Here is a 19,832-nt window from a genome sequence, read left to right on the forward strand (position 1 = left end):
TCAAGGCGGGCACAGGGCTTACTTTCCCAGGCTGACGGAGTGGAGATACTGCCAAACCAAGCGTTGGCTGGTCCCACGAATAGCAATAGCGTCGCTGCTACATTCGCAAAATCCAGAGCGCCGTCCGTAACAAACGTCTTCCAGTTGTGCCCAGGGTTTATCAAAGCGTCGATGGTCATCATCAGCCCACAAACGGTCAGCAACAGTTCGACATACCGTCCCGGTGCGACCGAGCGGGACGGCAGGATCTTTATCGGTGACGCAGTGACGCCTCATTTTCCTGACGTCACTACCCGAGAAGTAGACTGCGGGCCACCAACGATCGGGTCAAGAACGATCTGATCCAGCAGGCACAATAGTGGCGGGCTAAACACGGCATCGTGATCCGGGATAATGGACTCATGGCTGGCAACATTCCAGAAGGGGTCGTGTGCCGGACCAAGTGTGTTATACGTTTTGCCGACACATTCAGTCGGCTCGTTTTTGCATCCATCATAACCATCGTGCCGGAATTTCTGCCTAAATGTTCCTTGGCGCATTTGAAGGGGGACTGCTCCCGGGGAGGTGGGAATGGGAATACCATACGTTTCATCACTATCCCACTCCCTTCCCCATTCCATTCCACCCTCGTCAGGCTTGGACATAACTGACTGGTCTTTGTCTAACCAGTAATTTCCAAGAGGACATTTCGGCTGATCAGGGTGCGTTGCTGCTTCAAGATATAAAGGCGCGAATTTCTTCTTGTCGGTAGAGGTTGCCCTTTCTTTGACGTCGTCGCCAGTTTCAGTTGATGCCAACGAGGGACTCTGTTTCGCCGTGCTGCGGTTGCCTACTTCCAGTTCGTGAGTTGTGCCATAGTCTTGGTTGGGGACACCGGAACCATCTATGCCACGATAAGCGCGAACATGGCCGATCGCCCGGTATTGGTCGGAGCCGATATGCAGGGTAAGAATCTGTGCAATAGAGAATGCCCAGCGGGTAGCCGTGTCACAGTCAAACGGGCCATCTTTTTCCTTATCATGTTGTGGATCAACTTTTTGAACGACTTCCCAGTCGCATGTCCCCGTGAGCGACATTAATATCGGCTTCTGGTCAGAAGAGAAAAATTGCGTGTCATTATGTTCAAAAGATTCATATTTTGGCGGTATATGATAGCCAGATTTTTCATATTCATTGGCCTGAATTTCTTTCCAGTTCTCAAAATCACTTGCGGGATTAAGCAAAACAGTCAAATCTGAAACGCCATGTACTGGTGGAATAGGTTTATTTTTTGTTTCTGGTGGAATCAGGTTTTCGTATTCCTCCTTGAGTGCATTGATCAGAAGGTTGCCGCCAAGACTGTGGCCGACAATTAAAAACCTGTTGCGATTTTCCGGACCACTGTTTGCATCAAGGTCGTGTCTTATCCGGTGAATGTAATCCGACACGTACGGTGCCAGATCCTCGCTCTCTCTTTTACGGGACTCGAACGTCAGCCATGTAGGCACCTGCAGATTGTCAATCCAGTTCCATCGCCATGCGTTGCCTGGCCACCCAACGTAGATGCCAATGACCTGTGCATCTTCGCCATATTCCGACTGCCGTTCATACAGATGTCGTGCCGAGTACGCAAGCATCGTGCGGAACGCGCGCACGTTTGAGTCATCAGGTCGCGCATCATGGCGCCAACCGTGGACAAACATTACAACGTACTTGGGCCCGGGCGTCCCGGCGATGGCATCCTGTATGGCTTTCCACTGGCCGGGATCCCTCAGCCCACCATCTTCCCTGAACTCAAGGAAATTTAATCGATACTTGATAGAATTCGAGGTATTCCCGAGCATAAGTTTGTCGTGCTGTTCGTAACAACCGGTAGCGTTCCCAAGCATTTCACTTTCTGTCAGATTTTTGTTTTCGGTAAGCTTCTCCTGAATCTCGGTCGAGTAGGCATTGCCCGCATATCGCTGACATTCAAGTGCTTGTGGATCTAATCCCCTAAAGGCAGTAATTTTGGTAGCGCAGCCTGAAATCTGGAAAATTAGCATATATGCGAAAGCAAACTTCACGTAACGAATAATCGAGATGAAGCTGATGTTGCGCATGTCAAATCCCCTATTGTAAATTTAATTTTTAATGGATACTTTTCTCTACACAAAGAATGGCCACTGAAGCGGGCGTATTTTATAAATTGACAGATCATGCTGGCAGCCGAGATGAGGCTACCTCGAAATATGTTGTTGACACAAGTCTTCAAATTGAATGGCCTTCGTCACGCTACTTTCAATGGACCAGCACTAGCCAATCCTTGCAATTTATTGATATCCATCAAATATGCATTGATTTCGGATTAATGTCTTTGCGTAACCTCATGCGGAGATCCTTAAGGCCTACGGTTTTTTTGAGAGCAGTGTTATGGACAATATGGCCACACCCTGGTCGTCGCCGGCCGATGTACCGACTTAACTGAACGTCCGTCGCGTCCTGCCCTCGGGAGCAGACGGCTGTTCGCGCTTTTACGCGATTTACACCGGTCATCGTCGAGTAGTTCGAACCGCGCTGGTTGAGTAGGGTATGGATCGTTGCGCGCGATTTCGGAATATCCGCAATAGAGCAGCTCAGACGTCGCTTACGGGTCGACAAGGGAAGGTGAAGTCGATCACCTCCATTCATACGCAGCTGCACGCACGAACTGTGCACGTACCTGCTTAGGCACCCATGGAAAAGCAATCGAAAGCGCGTGATCGGCGGTTGCGCAGCTTTGACTGAGGTCGGTATGTTGCCAGTGACTGGCCCCGCATACCTCTAGCCAAATCTTTTCTATGACGGCGCGATCAGACGCTGTAAGTGCGGGCGGCGCCATCACCGAGTCATAAAAAGTCCATGGACGTGTCCAGTCCACAAAAGCGGTCGCCGCAGCAAAGATGTCAGATTTGGTCACGGTACGGAACACCTCAAGTGCCTAGGATAGTGTGCAAGTCATATGATGAACCTTGACATACCGAACGTGGGGTTTCGGCCGACCTGAAGGGCCGAAGTGGATCGACCTGCGCCGGCCGCGTCGGCCCGGGTTCGGCCATGAACGGTCATTCGACACGGTGGCCAAGATCGTGGACAATTATTATCAGACAGCGCGCTGAACGCGTAGCAGCAACGATTTTTCAACGCCTCTGTTTGGCAGGTGCCAGAAAGGCAAAAATATGCATAATCAGTCTCGGGAAACAGTATTACTCGCACTCTTCATTCTTGGGATTACATGGATGTCGATTGTTTCGGCACTCTTCAATCGCCTCGAAAAGAAACATTTACAAGAATATGAAAGCCTCGGCCGACCCACCGTTTCCCGATATGGCATAAGCGGAGCTGCGCTCGGATTTGTGTTGAGAAGGGGGCACCGTGGACTAGGCGATACCTATCTCTCATGCCTTTCAGATGGTGCGCTTCTCGTGTTCGTCGCAGAGATTCTAGTGGCGATCCTGATTTTTCCGAGCTTGATGCGCTAGAGGCCCTGTGCTTTCCATCGTTGCTCGGCTCTCACTGCCAAACGCAAACACCAGACTCCCAATAGCAAGGAAACAATGCTCCCGGAAACCCCCCAATAAATGCTGGACCATGTTTCGCGCAGTACGTCGTTGACCTGGAGTGCAGCTGATTCGGGATCTCTCGGATCGAACCATATTGAGACGCTGCCAATCGGGTAACGCGCTGCTATATCTGTGGCCCGCGCGTCTGACACGCAACTATTAGGACCAAAGGCAATTCTGTATCCTGTGTAGATCGTTCCCGCCACCGTGTATGTGTAACGCACATCGGGTCGAAAGCCGTCATGGCCTCTGCATCTGTCCGTTTTCGAAACGACGACAGTACCGTGAGCAGTGGGCCAAGTCGCAGCCAGATGCGCGGCCAAGATTTGCTCGCCCCAAAAAATTGGAGGGATACAAGCGATGACTCCGGCGAAGATCAGGAACACGGCGAAAAGCCTTCTGACGTCTACTGGGCGTGCGGGTGAAGTTGCTGCCATTGTTCGATCGCGCCTGAATATATATTGATGGATTGTAGGGCCACCGGTTCGTTTCGAGCTGCCCTACGAATGTCCGCTAAGAATACATTCGGATGCCCGCTTCGGGTCGACTTCTGCCCGACGCGGACCGATCAATGGCGGCCCACTCCGCCAGTTCAATGTCGGACCGGGTTCGGCCAGTTAGAGACGTTCGACACAGTCACCTAGATGGTTGACAATCGGGGCTTCCGCCAAATCACGGTCTCCGCATGGATTTGATCAACCTGAGTGAACTCTCTTCCGTCGATGTGCGGTCGATCTGGCGTCTTGTCGATACTCCGAGCAGTCCTGTCTCAGGAACTGTTGCATGGTCGTTCGAGGGGAATGGAATTCGTACCCGCTCAACCTTCATTCACGCGTTCCGTGCGCTTGGTCTGGAGTTCATTGAACTTCCGAATTTGCTGAAGACAGAGGAGCGTGCGCGCGATCTCGCTGGGTATCTCGATCCGCTCTACGATTTCTACGTAATCCGGGAGTCAAATCATGCCCGCCTCGCCGAATTCGCCGCAACCTCTCGGCGTCCCGTTATCAATGCAATGTCGAGTGAAGGACACCCATGCGAGGTTCTCGCCGATGCCTACTTCATCGATACTGCCTTATCGCCAATCGAGCGCGTACGAATTTGTCTCTGGGGACCGCCCACAAACGTGTTTCGTTCGTGGCATGAACTCGCTGTGGTGCTTGGGCTAGATGTGGTTCATATCTGTCAACCTCGCTTTCATGAGGTGAAGCCCAATGTGACTTTTTTAGAGTCGCCCGGCGTCACAGCGGACATAGTCATTACGGATGGATGGCTGAAGGGTGTTGATGCATCGGGTTCGAGCCTAACTCAAGAACACCTTGCCCAAATGGGTAATCCAAAACTGTTGCCCACCCCGCCATTCGCGCTCGGGAGAGAAATCTCTTTCGATCCGTTAACGTACGAAGGCTTTGTAGGTTATGAACAAAAGGCGTTGCTTTCGGCAGTTCAGGCAGCGATTCTTCAGTACGTTGCGCAGGATAGTCGACAATCCGTCTCCGCAGACAATGAGGCTTCCATGTTGTTAGCGGCGATGCAAAACCGCCATTAAACGGCGGCGAGAACGCGCTTTTATGGGCGCGACCGAGGTCGCACCCACGGACCAGTTTTTTGTCCCTTCGCGGCGTCAAGGATTCGCTTCGCCAAGCTGCGCTTGCCCTTGACCCCGCTACGAGACTTTTGGCTCGCGCGGTGCTCAAAAATCGTTCCTGGAAAACACCTGCCGCCGTTTAGTGGCGGATTTCGACCGCCGTTCACACATGTTGACGAGAGGAACTCGCTATGCCGGATGAGACACATGAGCGTAACGCCCGACTCTGGAACCCGTCATTCGCGACCGACGGGTCGCGTGCCGCCGATCGCCGACAGGCAGTGGTCGGCCATCAAGCGACATTCGCCATTGCCCCTAGTTTGTTGACAATCAGCTCGGCAATCGCGTACACGTCTTTAGTGCCTCACGCCAATGAGATAGGCAAAGAGCGCGCAGGGTGCAACAGCAGATTGACCAGCAGACGGAAAACCCGATTCGTACAGGAAGCGACAGAATGAAAATGGATGCATTTGCGTTCGGCACAACCAACTGGGTGGAAGTCGACAGAACAGAGCACCAGGGAGAAACCGGCGTAGCTTATTGGCGCACGCGGTTTTTTGGGGAGAAGCCGAATCAAGTCCGTGTGCGGATGGTGGAATATACCCCGGGCTACCTCGCGGACCATTGGTGCCAAAAAGGTCATATTCTCTTTTGCATGGAAGGCGAACTGGAAACAACGCTTGAAGATGGACGGAAATTCGTTTTGACAGCGGGCATGAGCTACCAAGTGGGCGACAACGCGGAGCCACATCAGTCCTATACCAAAACTGGCGCCAAGCTCTTCGTTGTTGACTAAGCTGCGGCGTTCTGGCCCGAATGTGTACGTCCGCTTGCAGGCAGAGCAGCCGTTTCTAACGGGTCGGCAGAGTCCTTTTGGCGCAAGTCGGTCTTTCCGCAAAGTCGCTGTTGAGCGCGCTTCAGTGCAGCGCTGTTTCAGCGGGCCCGCAGCACTTCTTGTACTTCCTCCCGCTTCCGCAGCGGCACGGATCGTTTCTTCCAATCTTAGGGCCGGAAACGATGGGCCGAGATTTCTCCACGATTTTTGCAGGCTCGAATGGATGAGATGTCGACCATTGGCGGAGTTTGTGAAGTCTTTCCTCTGCCATCATACCGGCGAATGTTCGGTCCTCGGGACGAGTCCTGAAATAGTATTCGGCGAGATCGACATCCCCCTGAATACGCAGTTCCACGCGATCCTTTTCGTATGCTGCGCGGACTACATCGAAAGATTCCATTGCGTTCAGATCAGATAGCGCCGAAATGAGAAAGGCGTTGATACTCAGATCGTTTATCTCGTAGGCTTGAAGTATATCGGTCAGGGTTTCGACGCATTTTGCCCTTTGTGCCGGATGATCGACCCCAATCTGAGAAATAGCCCGGAATGTGCAGATTCGAGCGAATTCCCTCTTTCGAGGATTGCGTGCATACGACTCGAGTGGTTCGAGCGAGACGGTGCCAATCTTGCTGAACACATTCGGAAACTCTTCTCCGATCCACCCGTCATCGTCGTCATCAATTCGATGCAGCATGGATATGAGCGTCGGAACTGCTTCGGTGGCTTTCAGCTCGGCGAGAATCCGCCATGCATGAATCGGAGCCATCGCAGTGTCGTTAAATTCCGATCCGTACACTGTCGGGTCGTTCAGGATCCGGATCAAATCTGGCACGTGAGATTGATCAAAGCCAGCTTGCAGATATTCGTGCCATGTTTCTGGACCGCAGCGTGAACGGCACAGGGTTTCGCCAAAATTAGCGAGTCGATCAAGCAACTGAAAGTACGAAGTTTGCGTAGCGTTCGTCATGACGGATAGAGGACGGTTCCTAGTGGGTGGAAAGCTGAGCGGCGGTGGCAGACCGTTGGCGCTATTAACAGCACGTCCGGGCGCGGCGTCATAGTGAGGCCGACGCAGGCACCTGAGAAGCGTCCGAGCGTAGTGAGGCTGAGGATGAAGTCCTCCTTTTGTTCGCAACACAAAAGGGATCCCAGTCTATGCCCGAATTATACGAGGTACACCAGTTTGACTGGCCGCTTTCGGTTACGCCGTCAGTCCGCTCCGGGTCGTTTCAGCCATTGCCGCGTGGGCGATTTGCGAGGCTGGGTCCACACGGACCGGTGACTGCACCAGCGACGCCACTATTTTCTGAGGCGAGGCGCCAACCGCCAAAAGCCACCACGATAGATTGTATTTGTGGACCAGGTGGACTAACATAACCAAGTTAGTCCGTTAGGAGCAGTCATGCAAACCGTCAATATCCACGACGCTAAGACGAATTTTTCTAAGCTGGTCGATCAGGCCGCCGCTGGCGAAGAGATCATCATCGCGAAGGCCGGCACGCCGATGGCGCGGCTCGTGCCCCTGCAAAAGCAAAAGCGCAAGATTCAGTTTGGTCTCATGAAAGACGAGATCGAGATCAAGCCCGGCTTCTACGATCCGATGACTGACGAAGAAATCGCGCTATTTGAGGGGGCGGCTGGTGCGTCTGCTTCTTGATTCCCACATCTTCCTGTGGGCGGTGCAGGGCGACGGCAAGAAGCTCACGCGTCAGATGCGCAAGCACATCGTTGATGCGGATGAGGTGTTTGTGAGCGCGGCGAGTACGTGGGAACTATCGGTGAAAGTTGTTGCTGGCAAGCTTGTTTTAGACGTTGCTCGCTTTGCTTCGATGATCGAGCGGACCGGGTTTCGTGAGCTGCCGGTGGTGTCGGCACACGCGGTTGCCTCGTGCTCGCTGCCCCCGCTGCACAAAGACCCGTTCGACCGCTTACTGATCGGTCAAGCGCTTTACGAGAATATGGAATTCCTGACCGCAGATACCTTGCTGCGTGGTTATAGCCCGCTGGTCACGGTAGTTTAACGCGTGCGTTACGCGGCAAGGGCCTCGCTCGTACCCGGTGTTGCGAGTCCCGCGCTCGGCACTTTCCGGGGCTCGCCTGACGCCTCGGAAAACGCCGAAATCCTGCGACCTTGAGACTGCGATCGGCCGCCATCTCCGGCGGTTGACCTGAGCTTTAATGCTGACATTCGAACGTCGGCTTCGCTTAGCTAACGAGCCTTTGAGCGTTACTACTTTGCCTGACTAACTTTTGTGGTCGGCGAACGGGAGTGTTCCCTCATCGCACAGCTGATCACCAGACAGGAGCAAGTCGTGGGACAAGTCGGTCATCTGCTCGTTGTCGCTTTGCTGCGCGCTCTCAATACTCCCTTACCAATTGGTCGCGAGGCTTGGCAGTGCGCTGGGCGCGGCCGTGTATTCGCTTCCCAGCCGCCGCAGACATATCGTCCTTGTCAACTTCAAGCATCGTCCGCCCGGCATGCCTGCGGTATATTGATGTTGATGCGCCCAGTTCGTTCTTACTTCGCTGGCAAGCTATCGGAACCGGCAGGCGGGATCCACAGCGAGCGGTCAGGTCGGGGACTTCGGGCATTGACTACACGTGGAGGCGGCCATTCGTCGAGCGTAGAAGGCAATCCGGCGCGCATGTCCGCAACAATCTTGACGGTGGACTCGAAGAGTTGAATGACCGCTGCCCCCTTGGGAACTGCCGTTGTGACGGCGCCGGGTCGAATGCCGGGAGTGGGTCGCGTGCCGCCGATCGCGGACAGGCAAGGGTCCGGCCATTTTGAGATGTTCGACACAGCTGCCGAGATCGCTAACAATCGGCGGATCAATGCCCCTTGAGATCGTTCTACATCGACTTTCGACGATCACTCAGTCGAAGCTTGTTACGTTGAGTCGGCGCTGTTCCGAAATCCAGTGGTTGCGCCACGTGTCTATTTTTGATTGATCTGCCATCGAGCATCAACAAAGCCGTGCTAAACGGGGATCTAAAAATGCGGGAAATGCCGGAACCACTGCAATACTCTGCACAGCGGAAACGTGACGATCGCTGCCAACGTGTTGCCTAGCGCTGCCTCCGGTTTTAACTGCACTCTTTGACAAGTGTGCTCCGCGCCTTGCAGCAGGAGCCTGGAAGCCAGCCTTTGTCGCCGCCCTGAATGCCGGCAAAATCCGCGTGGCCACCGCTTACGACCAGGAGGCATTCGCTGCGCCTCGACGCGAACGTCTTGCCCCAAGCGCGGGCTCCGGACGTTCTGCACTGAAGCCTGTTCCTTCCCGCGTCCTGACTCCCGAAATCCAAAATCGCCTGGCGCAGATGAAACAGTTGCTGCGCGACGCAGAGGGAAGGGCGAACGCTATTGCTGATCCGATTGAAACAACCTACTGAGCGCGGCGGTGAACCCGGCTAGCGGAGATATTCGTTGTTCAGGTGTGGCAGGCCAATCCACGAGCTGCTATACATTGCTCATACATTGTATAGCGCGTAAAATGAAGGCTTGTCGTACGGCAACTTGAGTTATTCGAAAGGGGGTCAGAATGCCCAAAGAAGTGACGATGGCCTTTCGCGTCGAAGAAAACTTGCGCGAGAGCTTTCATGAAAGCGTATTGCTCGATCATCGCCCTGCTTCGCAAGTATTGCGCGATTTTATGCGTGCCTACGTCGAGCAGAGTAACAGCAAACAGCGGGGCGAACCGGAGTCGCCCGCGAAGGTTGCGATCAGTCCCACAGAGCGGCGACGTCGCGAGCAAGCGGTAAGCTTTGCGCGCGCCTCCATCGGCCTCGAAGGATTGCAGGCGAGCGATGCGCTCGAAGCGTCCGCGGCTCAATTTATAAATGGTGATAGCGACTTGGCGGCGTTCGTCAAAGGCCCCCGTGAGCATGCACGGGACAAGTAAGACCCTAACCAAAGAGCAACGAGATCAACTCGAAGCGGACCTGACCTTTCCGCGCATCGTTGAGCTGGAGCTGAACCCGGTTCAAGGTCAGTTTGACGCTGCGCATCTGAAGGAAATCAATCGCCGCATCTTTCAGGATCTGCCCGGCGCCGGCCTCACGGACATAACGCCCGGGCAGTATCGACCCGCCTCACCGGCAGGCAAGGACTGGTACAAGAATCGCGGCTTGTCGGTGGCGAAAAAGCAGACGTTTTTCGTCGCGTATTCGAGCATGGACGCCTCCGCACAAACTCGTCTCGATACCGCGCTGCAAAGCGCAGATCCTGCCAAGCTCGGCAAGCTGAAAACTAAAGGCTTTACAGACGCAATCGCGAAGCTCTATGTCGAGCTCGACTATCTTCACCCATTCAGCGATGGCAACAGCCGAACGTTACGTACGTTCACCAGGCAACTCGCGCGCGAGGCCGGATACAACATTGATTGGGAGCGATTCAACAAAGGCGAGGGCGGCCGCGATGTCCTGTACATCGCGCGGGACCTGAGCGTAAATGCACTTGCGGAGCCACACCTGCAGGATGACAACACGCGCATTGCGATCAAAACAGGCATGTTGATGCTCGATGGAAATCGGACACTACCTCAGCTTCTCACCGATGCCGTGAGGCCGTTACGGGCCATTGCCTTCGAACAATTGCGGGAACATGACGCGCTGCAGGATCACCCGGAACTGGTCGACGCCTACCAGATGTTGCACGCTGTAGCGACCCATTTCAAACAAGCTCTGGCGACGGACACGAACGCACAAGAACAGGCCATGCGAAGCGCGAAGAAAAAAATAACGGATCGGTTAGACGAAGGTGAGACACGCAACTTTGCGTAGCGATACGATCGCGGTGAAACTAGGGGTTGAGATGCAGTGGAAGGGATAACCGGGTTAAGCACTTGTCATGAATCCCTGCATGCTGGATCACATAGCAAAGATGAGTACACGTCAATTGGCTATCTTGACACTGCATAGCCAACAACGGCGAAACCCAATGTAAATTGGCCTCCGCCTATTTGGCTAGGTATCTTGGCTACCAGAATCAGCAGGAAAGCATCGTCGCAAACCGGCCACGACCCGCCATTCACATGCATTGTTGGCCAGACGTTCAGGTGTCAGGTTTGCTCTGTAACCGGCCTTCACCTCGTCAAAATCGGATACCACTTCATCGGTCATTGCCGAGTTTCAGGTGACACTGTGAGTTACATGCAACAATAAATCTCTCGCATATTAGGCCGGGCGATCGCAGCACCGGAAAATGAGTTCCGGACTGCCGCGATCTGCAAAGTTGACTTATCTTCTGATAACGAGTCCGCCCCAATCGCACGGAATTTCAGCTTGTGCCGAATGACATTTGCGTCTAACGGACGAAGCGCGCCCGATTTGCGTTGACGAAAGCCTCTACGGTCATAAGCGGGCCGCCAATAATCTTTGTTCCGATATCATCGAGACCTGCGATCAAACCCTCTTGCTGGTCGATCTCCGCAGCCTCGAAGTGCCGCCGCAAAACCGTGTGATCCCCGAGCCCCGCGAGGTCCAGAAAGGCCGATACGGTAAGCTGCTCGAAGGGCAGTTCGATCCCGAGCACCCGCCCCACCTCTGCTGCCAACTCCTCGTGACTATATTCCTTCGGCCCGTGGAGCTGGTAGGCGTGCCCGGCATGGCCTTCCGGCTTCACCAGGATGTTGGCGATGATCTTCGCGGTGTCGGCCGCAGCCAGCGGAGCGAAGCGGCCATTCTTGTTGAAGGGCACGATGTAGCGGCCGCGTTGGATGAACGCCGAGATGTAGAGCAGCCATTCGGCGAAGAAGGTGACGCGCAGGTTCGTCGTCGGGATGCCTGACCATTCAAACACCTGTTCCGAAAGCCAATGGTTCTGGGTCACCTTGCTGCGCGCTGCGGGCCTGGATTGCTTGTGCGACAGGTTGACGATGTGTTCGACCGCCTGCTCCTTCGCTACTTGCGCGAAGATGACGGCCGCTTCCACAAGACCTTCGGCAATGGGAAAGCAGAAATAAGCGCGATCGACGCCGTCCATAGCCCGCCGCATATCGCGCAGGCTCGTGATATCCCCAAAGACGATTTCGGCGCCCAGACTGGCCAGTTCCTGCGAGCGAGCGTCCTCCCGACGAGCGAGGGCGCGAACCTTAGCGCCCTTCTTAAGTAGTTCCCTCACGGTCGGACGCCCCGTGTCCCCGGTTGCGCCGGTCACCAGAATTGTTGTCATCGCATTTCTCCTTTCGACATTGGCATCAGGCGCCCGGTGGGGCAACCAACGATGCATATAAAAAATTTGGCGCGTGCATATGCAACGCGCTAATTCACGTTAAAAAGCAGGCGGCTTTCTCTGCACTTATGCCGCGATTGGCGCCAGTCACGAGTACGGTTTTGCCTTGAATACCCATGTCGATCACTCTTGAGGTTGATGGTTGCCGGGCTTGCGCGTTTCGGCAATTACGTTGCATTCGGTTTTTCAATCTCAGCGGCGAGTTTTAGCGCGTTTGCAACGCCATCTTTCAGAAACTGTGTGGACAATTCGTTATCTGGAACGATGCGGGAAAGTTGCAAGGTCCCGACCATCACGGCCCAGATGGAACCCGCGACCCTCAGGCGTGTCTTGGCCCCGGCCTTTGCAGAAAGACTATTCGCGACACACTGGATAGCCTCAGCGGTCTTTCTGGTAACCGTCAGACGGGTATTTTCCGGGCGATTCTTCAGTTCCGATGCGAGCGCTGCCACAACACAACCCGTACCTGGATTGTCTCGATGTTCAACGCTCAAATAGCGCTCGACGATCGAATTCAGGCTGGGATTACTGCAGCCGTTCGAATTGCCGAAGATGCGGTGCAGGGTTTCGTCAGCAGCGCTTCCAATAGCTTCTCCGACTAACTCTTCCTTCGACGTGAAGTGGCTGTAGAACCCACCCACGGTCAGACCAGCCCGCTGCATCACGGCGGCGACGCCTACTTTCTCAATTCCTTCTTCACGGAAGAGGCGTGAAGCGACGTTGACGATATGACTATGTGTATCGTCTTTATGCCCTTTTGCGTAGCGCATGAACTTCCTTGATCCCTATTTGGCGAAGTTGCCGTCAATAGTCAAACGACCCCCCTCTCTACTGTTGCGAATCCGACCAGCGTGCGGCGCACCGAATTGCGCTGTAAGCATCAGAGAGTCTTGCTTTGCGGAATGGTCGACGACACGCAAGCGCAACATCATGGCCGCTTCGAGGCCGATGCAAATCCGGCTGTTTCCGGCCGGTTGATAGATTTTCATCGGATGGTGCGACACGTCGCCGACGAAGACTACCGTGCAGCATCGCTCACGCGTTCTGAGCTTTCGCGGCTTCGTGTTCACTCTGCGTCGTCAGTGCTGGATCTCCAGCATTACGGCCGTAGTTGGCTCGATGTCGCACGGTCAGTCATGTTGCTGCCATCATTAAATTACGATCATAATACTATGGAAAATGCGAGGATGCAACGACGTTGATCTCGCACAAAGCCGGAGCGTTCAATAGGGGAAGTTGGGGTTTCAAGGGCAGAGCAGGTGGGATCACTACCAACCCTCTGTTCCTTGCTGCTATGACGAAAGGTTTGTTCGACGTATTTCTGTCCCTTTGAATCAGGCCGACAGTTTTTCTTTCGGCGATGGCCTACTGGCATGAAGGCAGACGTCTGCAACCACTCCAAACCAACGTCGTAAAGCGAGATGTCTCCGTGGCGGAGCGTCGAACGGGTAGCACGAAACGTTGAATGACTGCTCCCCTTTGGTTAGAGACCTTAACGCGGCCAGCGAGGACCGGCGGATGTGGGTCGCGTGCCGCCGATTGCCGACAGGCATGGGGCGGCTCGTCGCGGACGGATGCAATGCAGGGCGCGCTGACGACACAATCCCCATTGGGGGGGAGTCAGATATGGTTGTCGGCCAAGCGCCACACGAGGATGCTACGCAGCCGGTCTAGTGCCACCTTGAGTTCATTGGCCTCAAGTAGTTTTCTGGCGACGTTCAACACGTGGTAGTCCACCGCATTCAGCGCAAGCAATACCCCCATCAAATTCATCAGTTCGTTCATATCGGCGGCAATTTTTACGAGGTTTCCCGCCGCGCCCCCCCGTGTTCATCCGGGACGTGAGAGCGTCGAGCACGATAGTCATATCTCGCACTCGGCGAGCAGCGTCGTCACCAGTTATAGAGCCTCCAAGCATATCGCGACGGCAGCAACGCCCATCCCCGAGATGAATGTTACCCCGTTGCACCGCACCGCTCCGCGCCGAGGACGTGCCAGGGCGGGCTCAAGTCATCTCCGCACACTCTGACAGACGAGCTTCCTGCGGCGACGGCATGGAACACGGCGACAGGTGCGAGAAGATCGAACCACGGGAGGCGGTCGCACCTATCCCGAGGGATCGTCGGATCAGGTCAAGCGCGCCCGCGCATGCCGTGGCCGCAGCGCAGTTCGATGACCGTCTCGGCCCGGCCATGAAGGGACACTCGCCTTCATCCTCGCGGTGTCGTTGGAGCGGCGCCTTTGCTTCTGAGAACAGTCATTCAGCCACGCGGCGTTGCCTCTCTCCTCGGCGGGATGTATGGGTAGGGAAACGCGGGCCCGGAACGGGATAGTACTCGAGCGGCAAACGCGAGCCTTACCGAAGTGCTCGATTTAGAAAGGCCGCCTTCAAACGCCACCCGGACAGTGAATTGAAGCGGGCCTCGGAGCGAATGCTAAGCCGAACTTTTCCCCATCAATCAGCCGAAACCTCCGTTAGCATTGGGTTTCGGCTATTTTTGAAAGGTAAATGTAGCCATGTAAATGCATGTTTTATCCTTGTTTTTTCTGTTAAATATGCTTTACTTAGTGTTCATGTATATCGAACACGTCCCCAACCGCAACTCGCCGCCCGCGATCCTGCTGCGCGAGTCCTATCGCGACGGCAACAAGGTCAAGAAGCGCACCCTCGCGAACCTGTCGTCGCTGCCCACTGAGGTGATCGAAGGATTGAAGGTCCTGCTACGCGGTGGCGTCGCCGTGTCCTCAGTCGATGAAGCCTTCGTGATCGAACGCAGTCTGCCGCACGGGCATGTGGCCGCCGTGCTCGGCGCGGCGCGTGCCTGCGGTGCCGAGCAGTGGTTCACCGCCGCGCCCACTGCGCTGCGCTGCGTGATCATGGCGCTGCTGGTGGCGCGGGTCGTGTCGCCCGCCTCCAAGCTTGCCACCCATCGCATGTTGCGTGACGAGAGCGCGACCCACTCGCTGTCGCGCCTGCTTGGCCTCGTGGACGTCGAGCTCGAGCAAGTCTATGCCGCCCTCGACTGGTTGGGCGAGGCTCAAGAGGGCATCGAGAAGCGGCTTGCCAGGCAGCATCTAGGCGGCGCTACGCTGGTGCTCTACGACCTCACTTCCACGTGGGTGACCGGACGCCGTTGCGAGCTCGCGGCCCGCGGCTACAGCCGCGATGGCAAGCGCGACGATCCCCAGATCGTGTTCGGTCTGATCTGCACGTCTGAGGGCGTCCCGGTCGCAGTCGAAGTCTTCGCCGGCAACACCGCCGATCCGGCTACCGTGGCGCCCCAGGTCGCGAAGCTCAAAGAGCGCTACGGGATCGACAAGCTCGCCTGGGTGGGCGACCGGGGCATGCTCACGCAAGCCCGTATCGATACGCTCTTGCGCCCGGCCGGGCTGGACTGGGTGAGCAGCCTGCGCGCCCCGCAGATGGCCGCGCTCGCGCGCGAGAAGGGGCCGTTCCAGCCCTCGCTGTTCGATGAGCGCAACCTGCTCGAGGTGACGAGTGAAGCGTTCCCCGGCGAGCGCCTGGTGGTGTGCCGTAATCCGCTGTTGGCCGAGGAGCGCACCCGCAAACGCGAGGCGCTATTGCAGGCCACCGAACAGGAATTGACCCAGATTGCCGAAGCGACCACGCGCGTGCGCAACCGGCTCAAGGGCATCGAGGCGATTGCCTTGCGCGTGGGCCGGATCATCGATCACTTCAAGATGGCCAAGCACTTCGAGTTGAACATCACCGACTCGAGCTTGAGCTGGCTGCGCAAGACCGAGCAGATCCAGCAGGAGGCCGCGCTTGACGGTCTGTATGTAGTGCGTACGAGTTTGCCGGCAACCTCGCTCTCAGCCGAGGCAGTCGTGACAGCCTACAAAGGTTTGGCGGTCGTGGAGCGGGCCTTCCGTTCGCTGAAGACGGTCGATTTGCAGGTCCGTCCGGTATTCCATTGGAATGCCCAACGCGTGCGCGCGCATGTCTTTCTGTGCATGCTCGCTTACTACGTCGAGTGGCACATGCGCGAGAAGTTAAAGCCGATGTTGTTTGACGATGAATACATCGAGCAAGCGCGGGCGGCCCGGCCTTCGCCAGTGGCCAAGGCGCAACGTTCGCAACAGGCGAAAGCCAAGGACGCCTCCAAGCTCACCGAGGATGGCTTGCCGGTCCACAGCTTTCGCACGTTACTCGACGATCTGGCTACGCTCACGTACAACGTCTGCCACACGCCACTCAATCCAAACGCCAAGATCATCATGACCACTCGGCCCACGCCCATTCAAGAAAAGGCCTTCCGCCTTCTGAACGTCAGCCCCGCTTGTACCCAGTAGCCATCCCGTGCTCGCACGCATAACAGCGTGAAATCAATAGCTTATGTTCGCGATCGAGTCAAAGTTCGGGCTAAGGACCCTTGTGCCGTCTCGCCGCGTCATTTCACTGAATCCGCGGCAAATATCACTTCCGGTCGAACACTAAAAAATTCGTTGGCGGTGACGGGCCGTCGGTACAGATAGCCCTGACCGTAGGGAATCCCCAGCCTGCGCAGCGCGTCGTGCTGCGCTTCCGTTTCGACACCTTCGGCGATCACCTGCATGCCATAGTGTCCTGCCACGGCGGCGATCCCTTCAATAAGGCTCGCACCGCCCTTGTCAACTTGCTCGATGAACTGCCTGTCGATCTTTACGAAATCGAACGGGAATCTGCCGAGCAGATCGAGGTTGCTGTGCTCCGTGCCAAAGTCGTCAAGTGCGAAGCGCACACCGTGTTCTCGCAGGGTCTCGAAGATTTTCCGAACACGGGGATGCCGAGCCAGCAGGAAACGCTCAGTGACTTCAAGCACGAGAATCGTCGATTCGGGCAGTCGTTCAGTGAGCGCCAGCACCTCCGACACGAACCCTTTGCGTTCAAGGTCCATCGGCGCTACGTTGACAGCGAGCCGGAACGGCGCGCTGTCGGTCGGCCCACAGATATCGGCCGTGGCCCGTTGCAGCACAAACCGGGTGACGTCGGCGAGGAGGTTGCTCGATTCAACCTCCGCCATGAACGCAGCGGGACTGATCGGCCCCCAGCGAGGGTGACTCCAGCGGAGCAAGGCTTCGGCGCCTACGATATGGCGGCTCGCGATATCGACGACCGGTTGATACACCACGTAGAGCTGACCGGTCCTGAGCCCTTGCCGGACGGCGGACAGCAACAATCGCCGCGGCGCGAAGGCAAGCAGGTAGGCGGCGGCAATTAGAAGAGCCAGCAGCACCCCGGTCCCGCAACAGATCACGCGGTACTTCCAGCGCATCTGCGATGCAAAAGCGGGCGATGCCGTCACCGTCACGGAGAAGGGGAAACCGGCCGATTCCACCTGCGTGCCGGAGCGCGGCGCCGCGGCGACGCCGGCGGCGGAAAATACGTCGTGCTCGTCGATCGCACCGGATCCGGTGACAGACAGCGTCACCTTGCTTGCGCCATAGCGCAGGCCGTGCGCCAGAATATCTGCGACGTAAGGGGCTTCGATGACGTACAGCAGGCCAGTGCCATGCCCAGTCGAGCGAAAGACTGGCAGTACCGGGATGGCAGGCTGGTAAGGGGTGCCATGGATCAGACTGATGCCGAGATCGCGTTGCGTGGTGGAGATGTAGGCCGACAACGGTACGTTCATCAGCCCCAACGCAGAAGAGCAATAGAGGCGTCCATTCTCAACGAGGTTGACACCGCGCACGTAGCGGACGTATGTCTTCAATTCGGCGAGCTGCTTCGCCACGGTTTCACAGGGCTGGCCCGCCAGCCGGTCGAGCGGCTCGCGCTGACTTGATATCACATGATGCAGGATGCGCTCGACCGATTCGACCATGTCGCCGGCGACGAGTCGTTCGCGGAAGCGGATCGCACCGTCCGCGTAATGCTCGCCGAGCGCCACTGCGGAAAGCATCACGCAAACGCCGCCGATAAGCGCACTCGCTCCTGCAAGATTGCGCACGACGCCGTGTCCCCAGACCGCGCTACGATCGGGAAAGAAAGACGGGAATTGCCAAGCGAGTTTGAGCTTAAACACTTCGAAAATATCGTGCGGGACATAGGACGAGGCGCAAACGTTGCTCATTCATCATACTTGTTCTTCGCCGGCAAGTTAAGTGACCTATGCTTTGGTGGCCTGGGATGGTTTGCGGCGTCCGATTGCCCGATCAAAGGCCAGGAGAGGAAGCCCTGACGTGATTGAGCAGGGTCGTCTTGCCGGCGTCGAGAGATCCCGAAAGGACCTGCGGTGACGCCGACCGAAAGGACGACCGTTTGGGGTGCGATACCGGCTATTGACACCACGCAGCGTCGAAGGACCGGAGCGGGTCGATTACAGGCGCCGCCACTCGGCCAGAAATCGAGCTCCGCGATGACTCACAATGCCGTGAAGGCGTTTGCGGAGAATGGACCGCCAACGGATACTTGTGACAGGCGTCCAGGCTGTCATCGTTCCAGGTAGAAATCCAGGGGGATCAGCTCGACGGCCCATCCGCCTTCTTCGCCCAGCGTGGCGGCTGGGTGCATGGACGCGATGCGCAACGCCTCGTCACTGCTATCTGCCTCGATGATGAACAGCCCGCCCACGACTTCCTTCGCCTCGGTGTAAGGCCCATCGGTTGACTTGAGTCTTACCGTTGCTTGGGCGGAGAGTCCTCCAGCTGTCCAGATCGCCAAGCGACGCGGAAACGAGAACCTTGCCGGTAGCCCGCATCTTCTCGTCCAACGCGGGGCATTGGGCCACCAATTTCTTGACGTCCTCCGGCGCCACCGCCGCGAATTTTTCAGGGGTAAAGTAGGCTAAGCCGACGTATTTCATGGGATCTCCTTTCGGTGGGGATACACTGACGACGAGACAGATGGTCGAAAATCGACAATTTTCTAGAAGAGTTTTCAGCGGGCCTCTCCGCTTTGCGTCGACATGTGCCCGATGCGGATCGATCTTCGGCGGAACAGCTCTCTGGTTCGCCATTGGACCTCGTTCGGCCAAGCTGCGGCCATTCGCCGGCGCTCTCAGGTGGACATTCGAACGTCGGCTACGGTCAGGTACCGGCCATTGAGATACAGGTTCGATCTGGCAAGTCCTCGGCCAAAGCTGCCGTTCGCGAGGCTGTAAGTCTGGGCCTCCGCGAAAGTCCGCTATCCGAAATTGAAACGCCCACTTCTGTTTGGTTTGTTCAACGCCTGCTCGCGCGCGTCGCTGGTGTCCGCAGTCCTGAGGATGAGGGAAGGCGTTGAACGAACCTAAAAAAACAGTTTCCGACGCTCACTTTTTACTAACGCGCTTTATTGTCCGTTTTTCTGAAGCGCCCCCTACATCGACGGAATGTCGATCAGCGACTCGATTAGCGCGGGCTGATCACCGCCGTTAATTGAACATTTCTGGCCGCAAATCGCTGACTTCGACGATCAGATCGGCCGGCAGGTTCGAGCGACGTGCGGCAGCGCGGATGGTTTCGGCGTTTGGCGCCTCGAACAGGCAATAGGTCTTCTTCTTATCTGCGCTGAGGAAGGAGTAGAGCCATTTGACGCCTTCCTCGTCGTTGACCCGTTTGACAAGTTCTACATCTTCGCCGGTCAGCTCGAGCTGCTCGGCGAAGTTTCGTTCAATCAGGAAACGTGACATGGGG

General features: G+C 56.3%; 16 protein-coding genes and 1 pseudogene. 7 read left to right on the plus strand and 10 right to left on the minus strand.

The window, feature by feature from the left end; translation table 11 throughout:
- Positions 1-272 precede the first annotated feature (272 nt).
- Entirely contained in the window at positions 273-2,081 is a 1,809-nt protein-coding gene (locus FH08_RS0127445; RefSeq protein ID WP_031361422.1) for a hypothetical protein, read from the minus strand.
- A gap of 1,394 nt (positions 2,082-3,475) precedes the next feature.
- Positions 3,476-3,997, minus strand: a complete 522-nt coding sequence (locus tag FH08_RS54445; RefSeq protein ID WP_075583387.1) for a DUF3592 domain-containing protein — start codon at positions 3,995-3,997, stop codon at positions 3,476-3,478.
- Between the two features lie 248 nt (positions 3,998-4,245).
- Here FH08_RS54445 and FH08_RS0127455 point away from each other — a divergent pair, with 248 nt between their 5' ends.
- Together FH08_RS0127455 and FH08_RS0127460 are read left to right on the plus strand one after the other, a co-directional pair.
- Positions 4,246-5,106 (plus strand): ornithine carbamoyltransferase, encoded by an 861-nt coding sequence (locus FH08_RS0127455; RefSeq protein WP_063771235.1) that lies wholly within the window; start codon positions 4,246-4,248, stop codon positions 5,104-5,106.
- A 493-nt stretch (positions 5,107-5,599) separates the two neighbouring features.
- Positions 5,600-5,941, plus strand: a complete 342-nt coding sequence (locus FH08_RS0127460) for a DHCW motif cupin fold protein (protein ID WP_031361425.1) — start codon at positions 5,600-5,602, stop codon at positions 5,939-5,941.
- Positions 5,942-6,062: 121 nt separating this feature from the next.
- Here FH08_RS0127460 and FH08_RS53570 read toward each other — a convergent pair whose 3' ends face one another.
- Complete coding sequence (locus FH08_RS53570) at positions 6,063-6,947, minus strand: SEC-C metal-binding domain-containing protein (protein ID WP_051888587.1); 885 nt, start codon at positions 6,945-6,947, stop codon at positions 6,063-6,065.
- 435 nt (positions 6,948-7,382) lie between these two features.
- Here FH08_RS53570 and FH08_RS0127470 point away from each other — a divergent pair, with 435 nt between their 5' ends.
- The 4 genes from FH08_RS0127470 (at position 7,383) to FH08_RS0127485 (ending at position 10,762) form a co-directional block, all read left to right on the plus strand.
- The gene (locus tag FH08_RS0127470) at positions 7,383-7,637 is read left to right on the plus strand and encodes a type II toxin-antitoxin system Phd/YefM family antitoxin (RefSeq protein ID WP_031361427.1); all 255 of its coding nucleotides are present in this window, start codon (positions 7,383-7,385) and stop codon (positions 7,635-7,637) included.
- Positions 7,621-8,001: a type II toxin-antitoxin system VapC family toxin gene (locus tag FH08_RS0127475; protein WP_031361428.1), complete on the plus strand. Its 381-nt coding sequence runs from the start codon at positions 7,621-7,623 to the stop codon at positions 7,999-8,001. The genes FH08_RS0127470 and FH08_RS0127475 overlap by 17 nt, the downstream gene beginning before the upstream one ends.
- A 1,521-nt stretch (positions 8,002-9,522) precedes the next feature.
- A complete protein-coding gene (locus FH08_RS0127480; protein WP_235210516.1) occupies positions 9,523-9,882 on the plus strand; it encodes an antitoxin VbhA family protein in 360 nt (119 codons plus the stop codon).
- Complete coding sequence (locus tag FH08_RS0127485) at positions 9,866-10,762, plus strand: Fic family protein (RefSeq protein WP_051888588.1); 897 nt, start codon at positions 9,866-9,868, stop codon at positions 10,760-10,762. The genes FH08_RS0127480 and FH08_RS0127485 overlap by 17 nt, the downstream gene beginning before the upstream one ends.
- Before the next feature lie 183 nt (positions 10,763-10,945).
- Here FH08_RS0127485 and FH08_RS52660 read toward each other — a convergent pair whose 3' ends face one another.
- From FH08_RS52660 to FH08_RS52665, 4 genes are all read right to left on the minus strand, one after another.
- Positions 10,946-11,101 (minus strand): hypothetical protein, encoded by a 156-nt coding sequence (locus FH08_RS52660; RefSeq protein WP_160172510.1) that lies wholly within the window; start codon positions 11,099-11,101, stop codon positions 10,946-10,948.
- Between the two features lie 184 nt (positions 11,102-11,285).
- The gene (locus FH08_RS0127490) at positions 11,286-12,152 is read right to left on the minus strand and encodes an SDR family NAD(P)-dependent oxidoreductase (protein ID WP_031361431.1); all 867 of its coding nucleotides are present in this window, start codon (positions 12,150-12,152) and stop codon (positions 11,286-11,288) included.
- A gap of 227 nt (positions 12,153-12,379) precedes the next feature.
- Positions 12,380-12,982 (minus strand): TetR/AcrR family transcriptional regulator, encoded by a 603-nt coding sequence (locus FH08_RS0127495; protein ID WP_031361432.1) that lies wholly within the window; start codon positions 12,980-12,982, stop codon positions 12,380-12,382.
- Positions 12,983-13,832: 850 nt separating this feature from the next.
- Positions 13,833-13,997 carry a hypothetical protein gene (locus FH08_RS52665; RefSeq protein ID WP_160172511.1) on the minus strand — a complete coding sequence of 55 codons (165 nt, stop codon included), beginning with the start codon at positions 13,995-13,997 and terminating at the stop codon, positions 13,833-13,835.
- Positions 13,998-14,786: 789 nt separating this feature from the next.
- On the opposite strand from FH08_RS52665, the gene FH08_RS0127510 reads away from it, so the two are divergent.
- The gene (locus FH08_RS0127510; RefSeq protein WP_031361434.1) at positions 14,787-16,526 is read left to right on the plus strand and encodes an IS1634 family transposase; all 1,740 of its coding nucleotides are present in this window, start codon (positions 14,787-14,789) and stop codon (positions 16,524-16,526) included.
- A 98-nt stretch (positions 16,527-16,624) separates the two neighbouring features.
- On the opposite strand, the gene FH08_RS0127515 is transcribed toward FH08_RS0127510, so the two are convergent.
- The 3 genes and pseudogenes from FH08_RS0127515 to FH08_RS0127525 all read right to left on the minus strand — a co-directional run bounded on the left by FH08_RS0127515 (position 16,625) and on the right by FH08_RS0127525 (position 19,828).
- A complete protein-coding gene (locus tag FH08_RS0127515; protein WP_235210517.1) occupies positions 16,625-18,106 on the minus strand; it encodes an EAL domain-containing protein in 1,482 nt (493 codons plus the stop codon).
- A 542-nt stretch (positions 18,107-18,648) separates the two neighbouring features.
- Positions 18,649-19,021: pseudogene (locus FH08_RS48650) on the minus strand (YciI family protein).
- Between the two features lie 549 nt (positions 19,022-19,570).
- On the minus strand, positions 19,571-19,828 hold the full coding sequence (locus FH08_RS0127525; RefSeq protein WP_031361436.1) for a DUF4242 domain-containing protein: 258 nt from the start codon (positions 19,826-19,828) through the stop codon (positions 19,571-19,573).
- Between the last annotated feature and the right edge of the window lie 4 nt (positions 19,829-19,832).

Source organism: Caballeronia sordidicola, assembly GCF_000729995.1.
Classification (GTDB): Bacteria; Pseudomonadota; Gammaproteobacteria; order Burkholderiales; family Burkholderiaceae; genus Caballeronia; species Caballeronia sordidicola_A.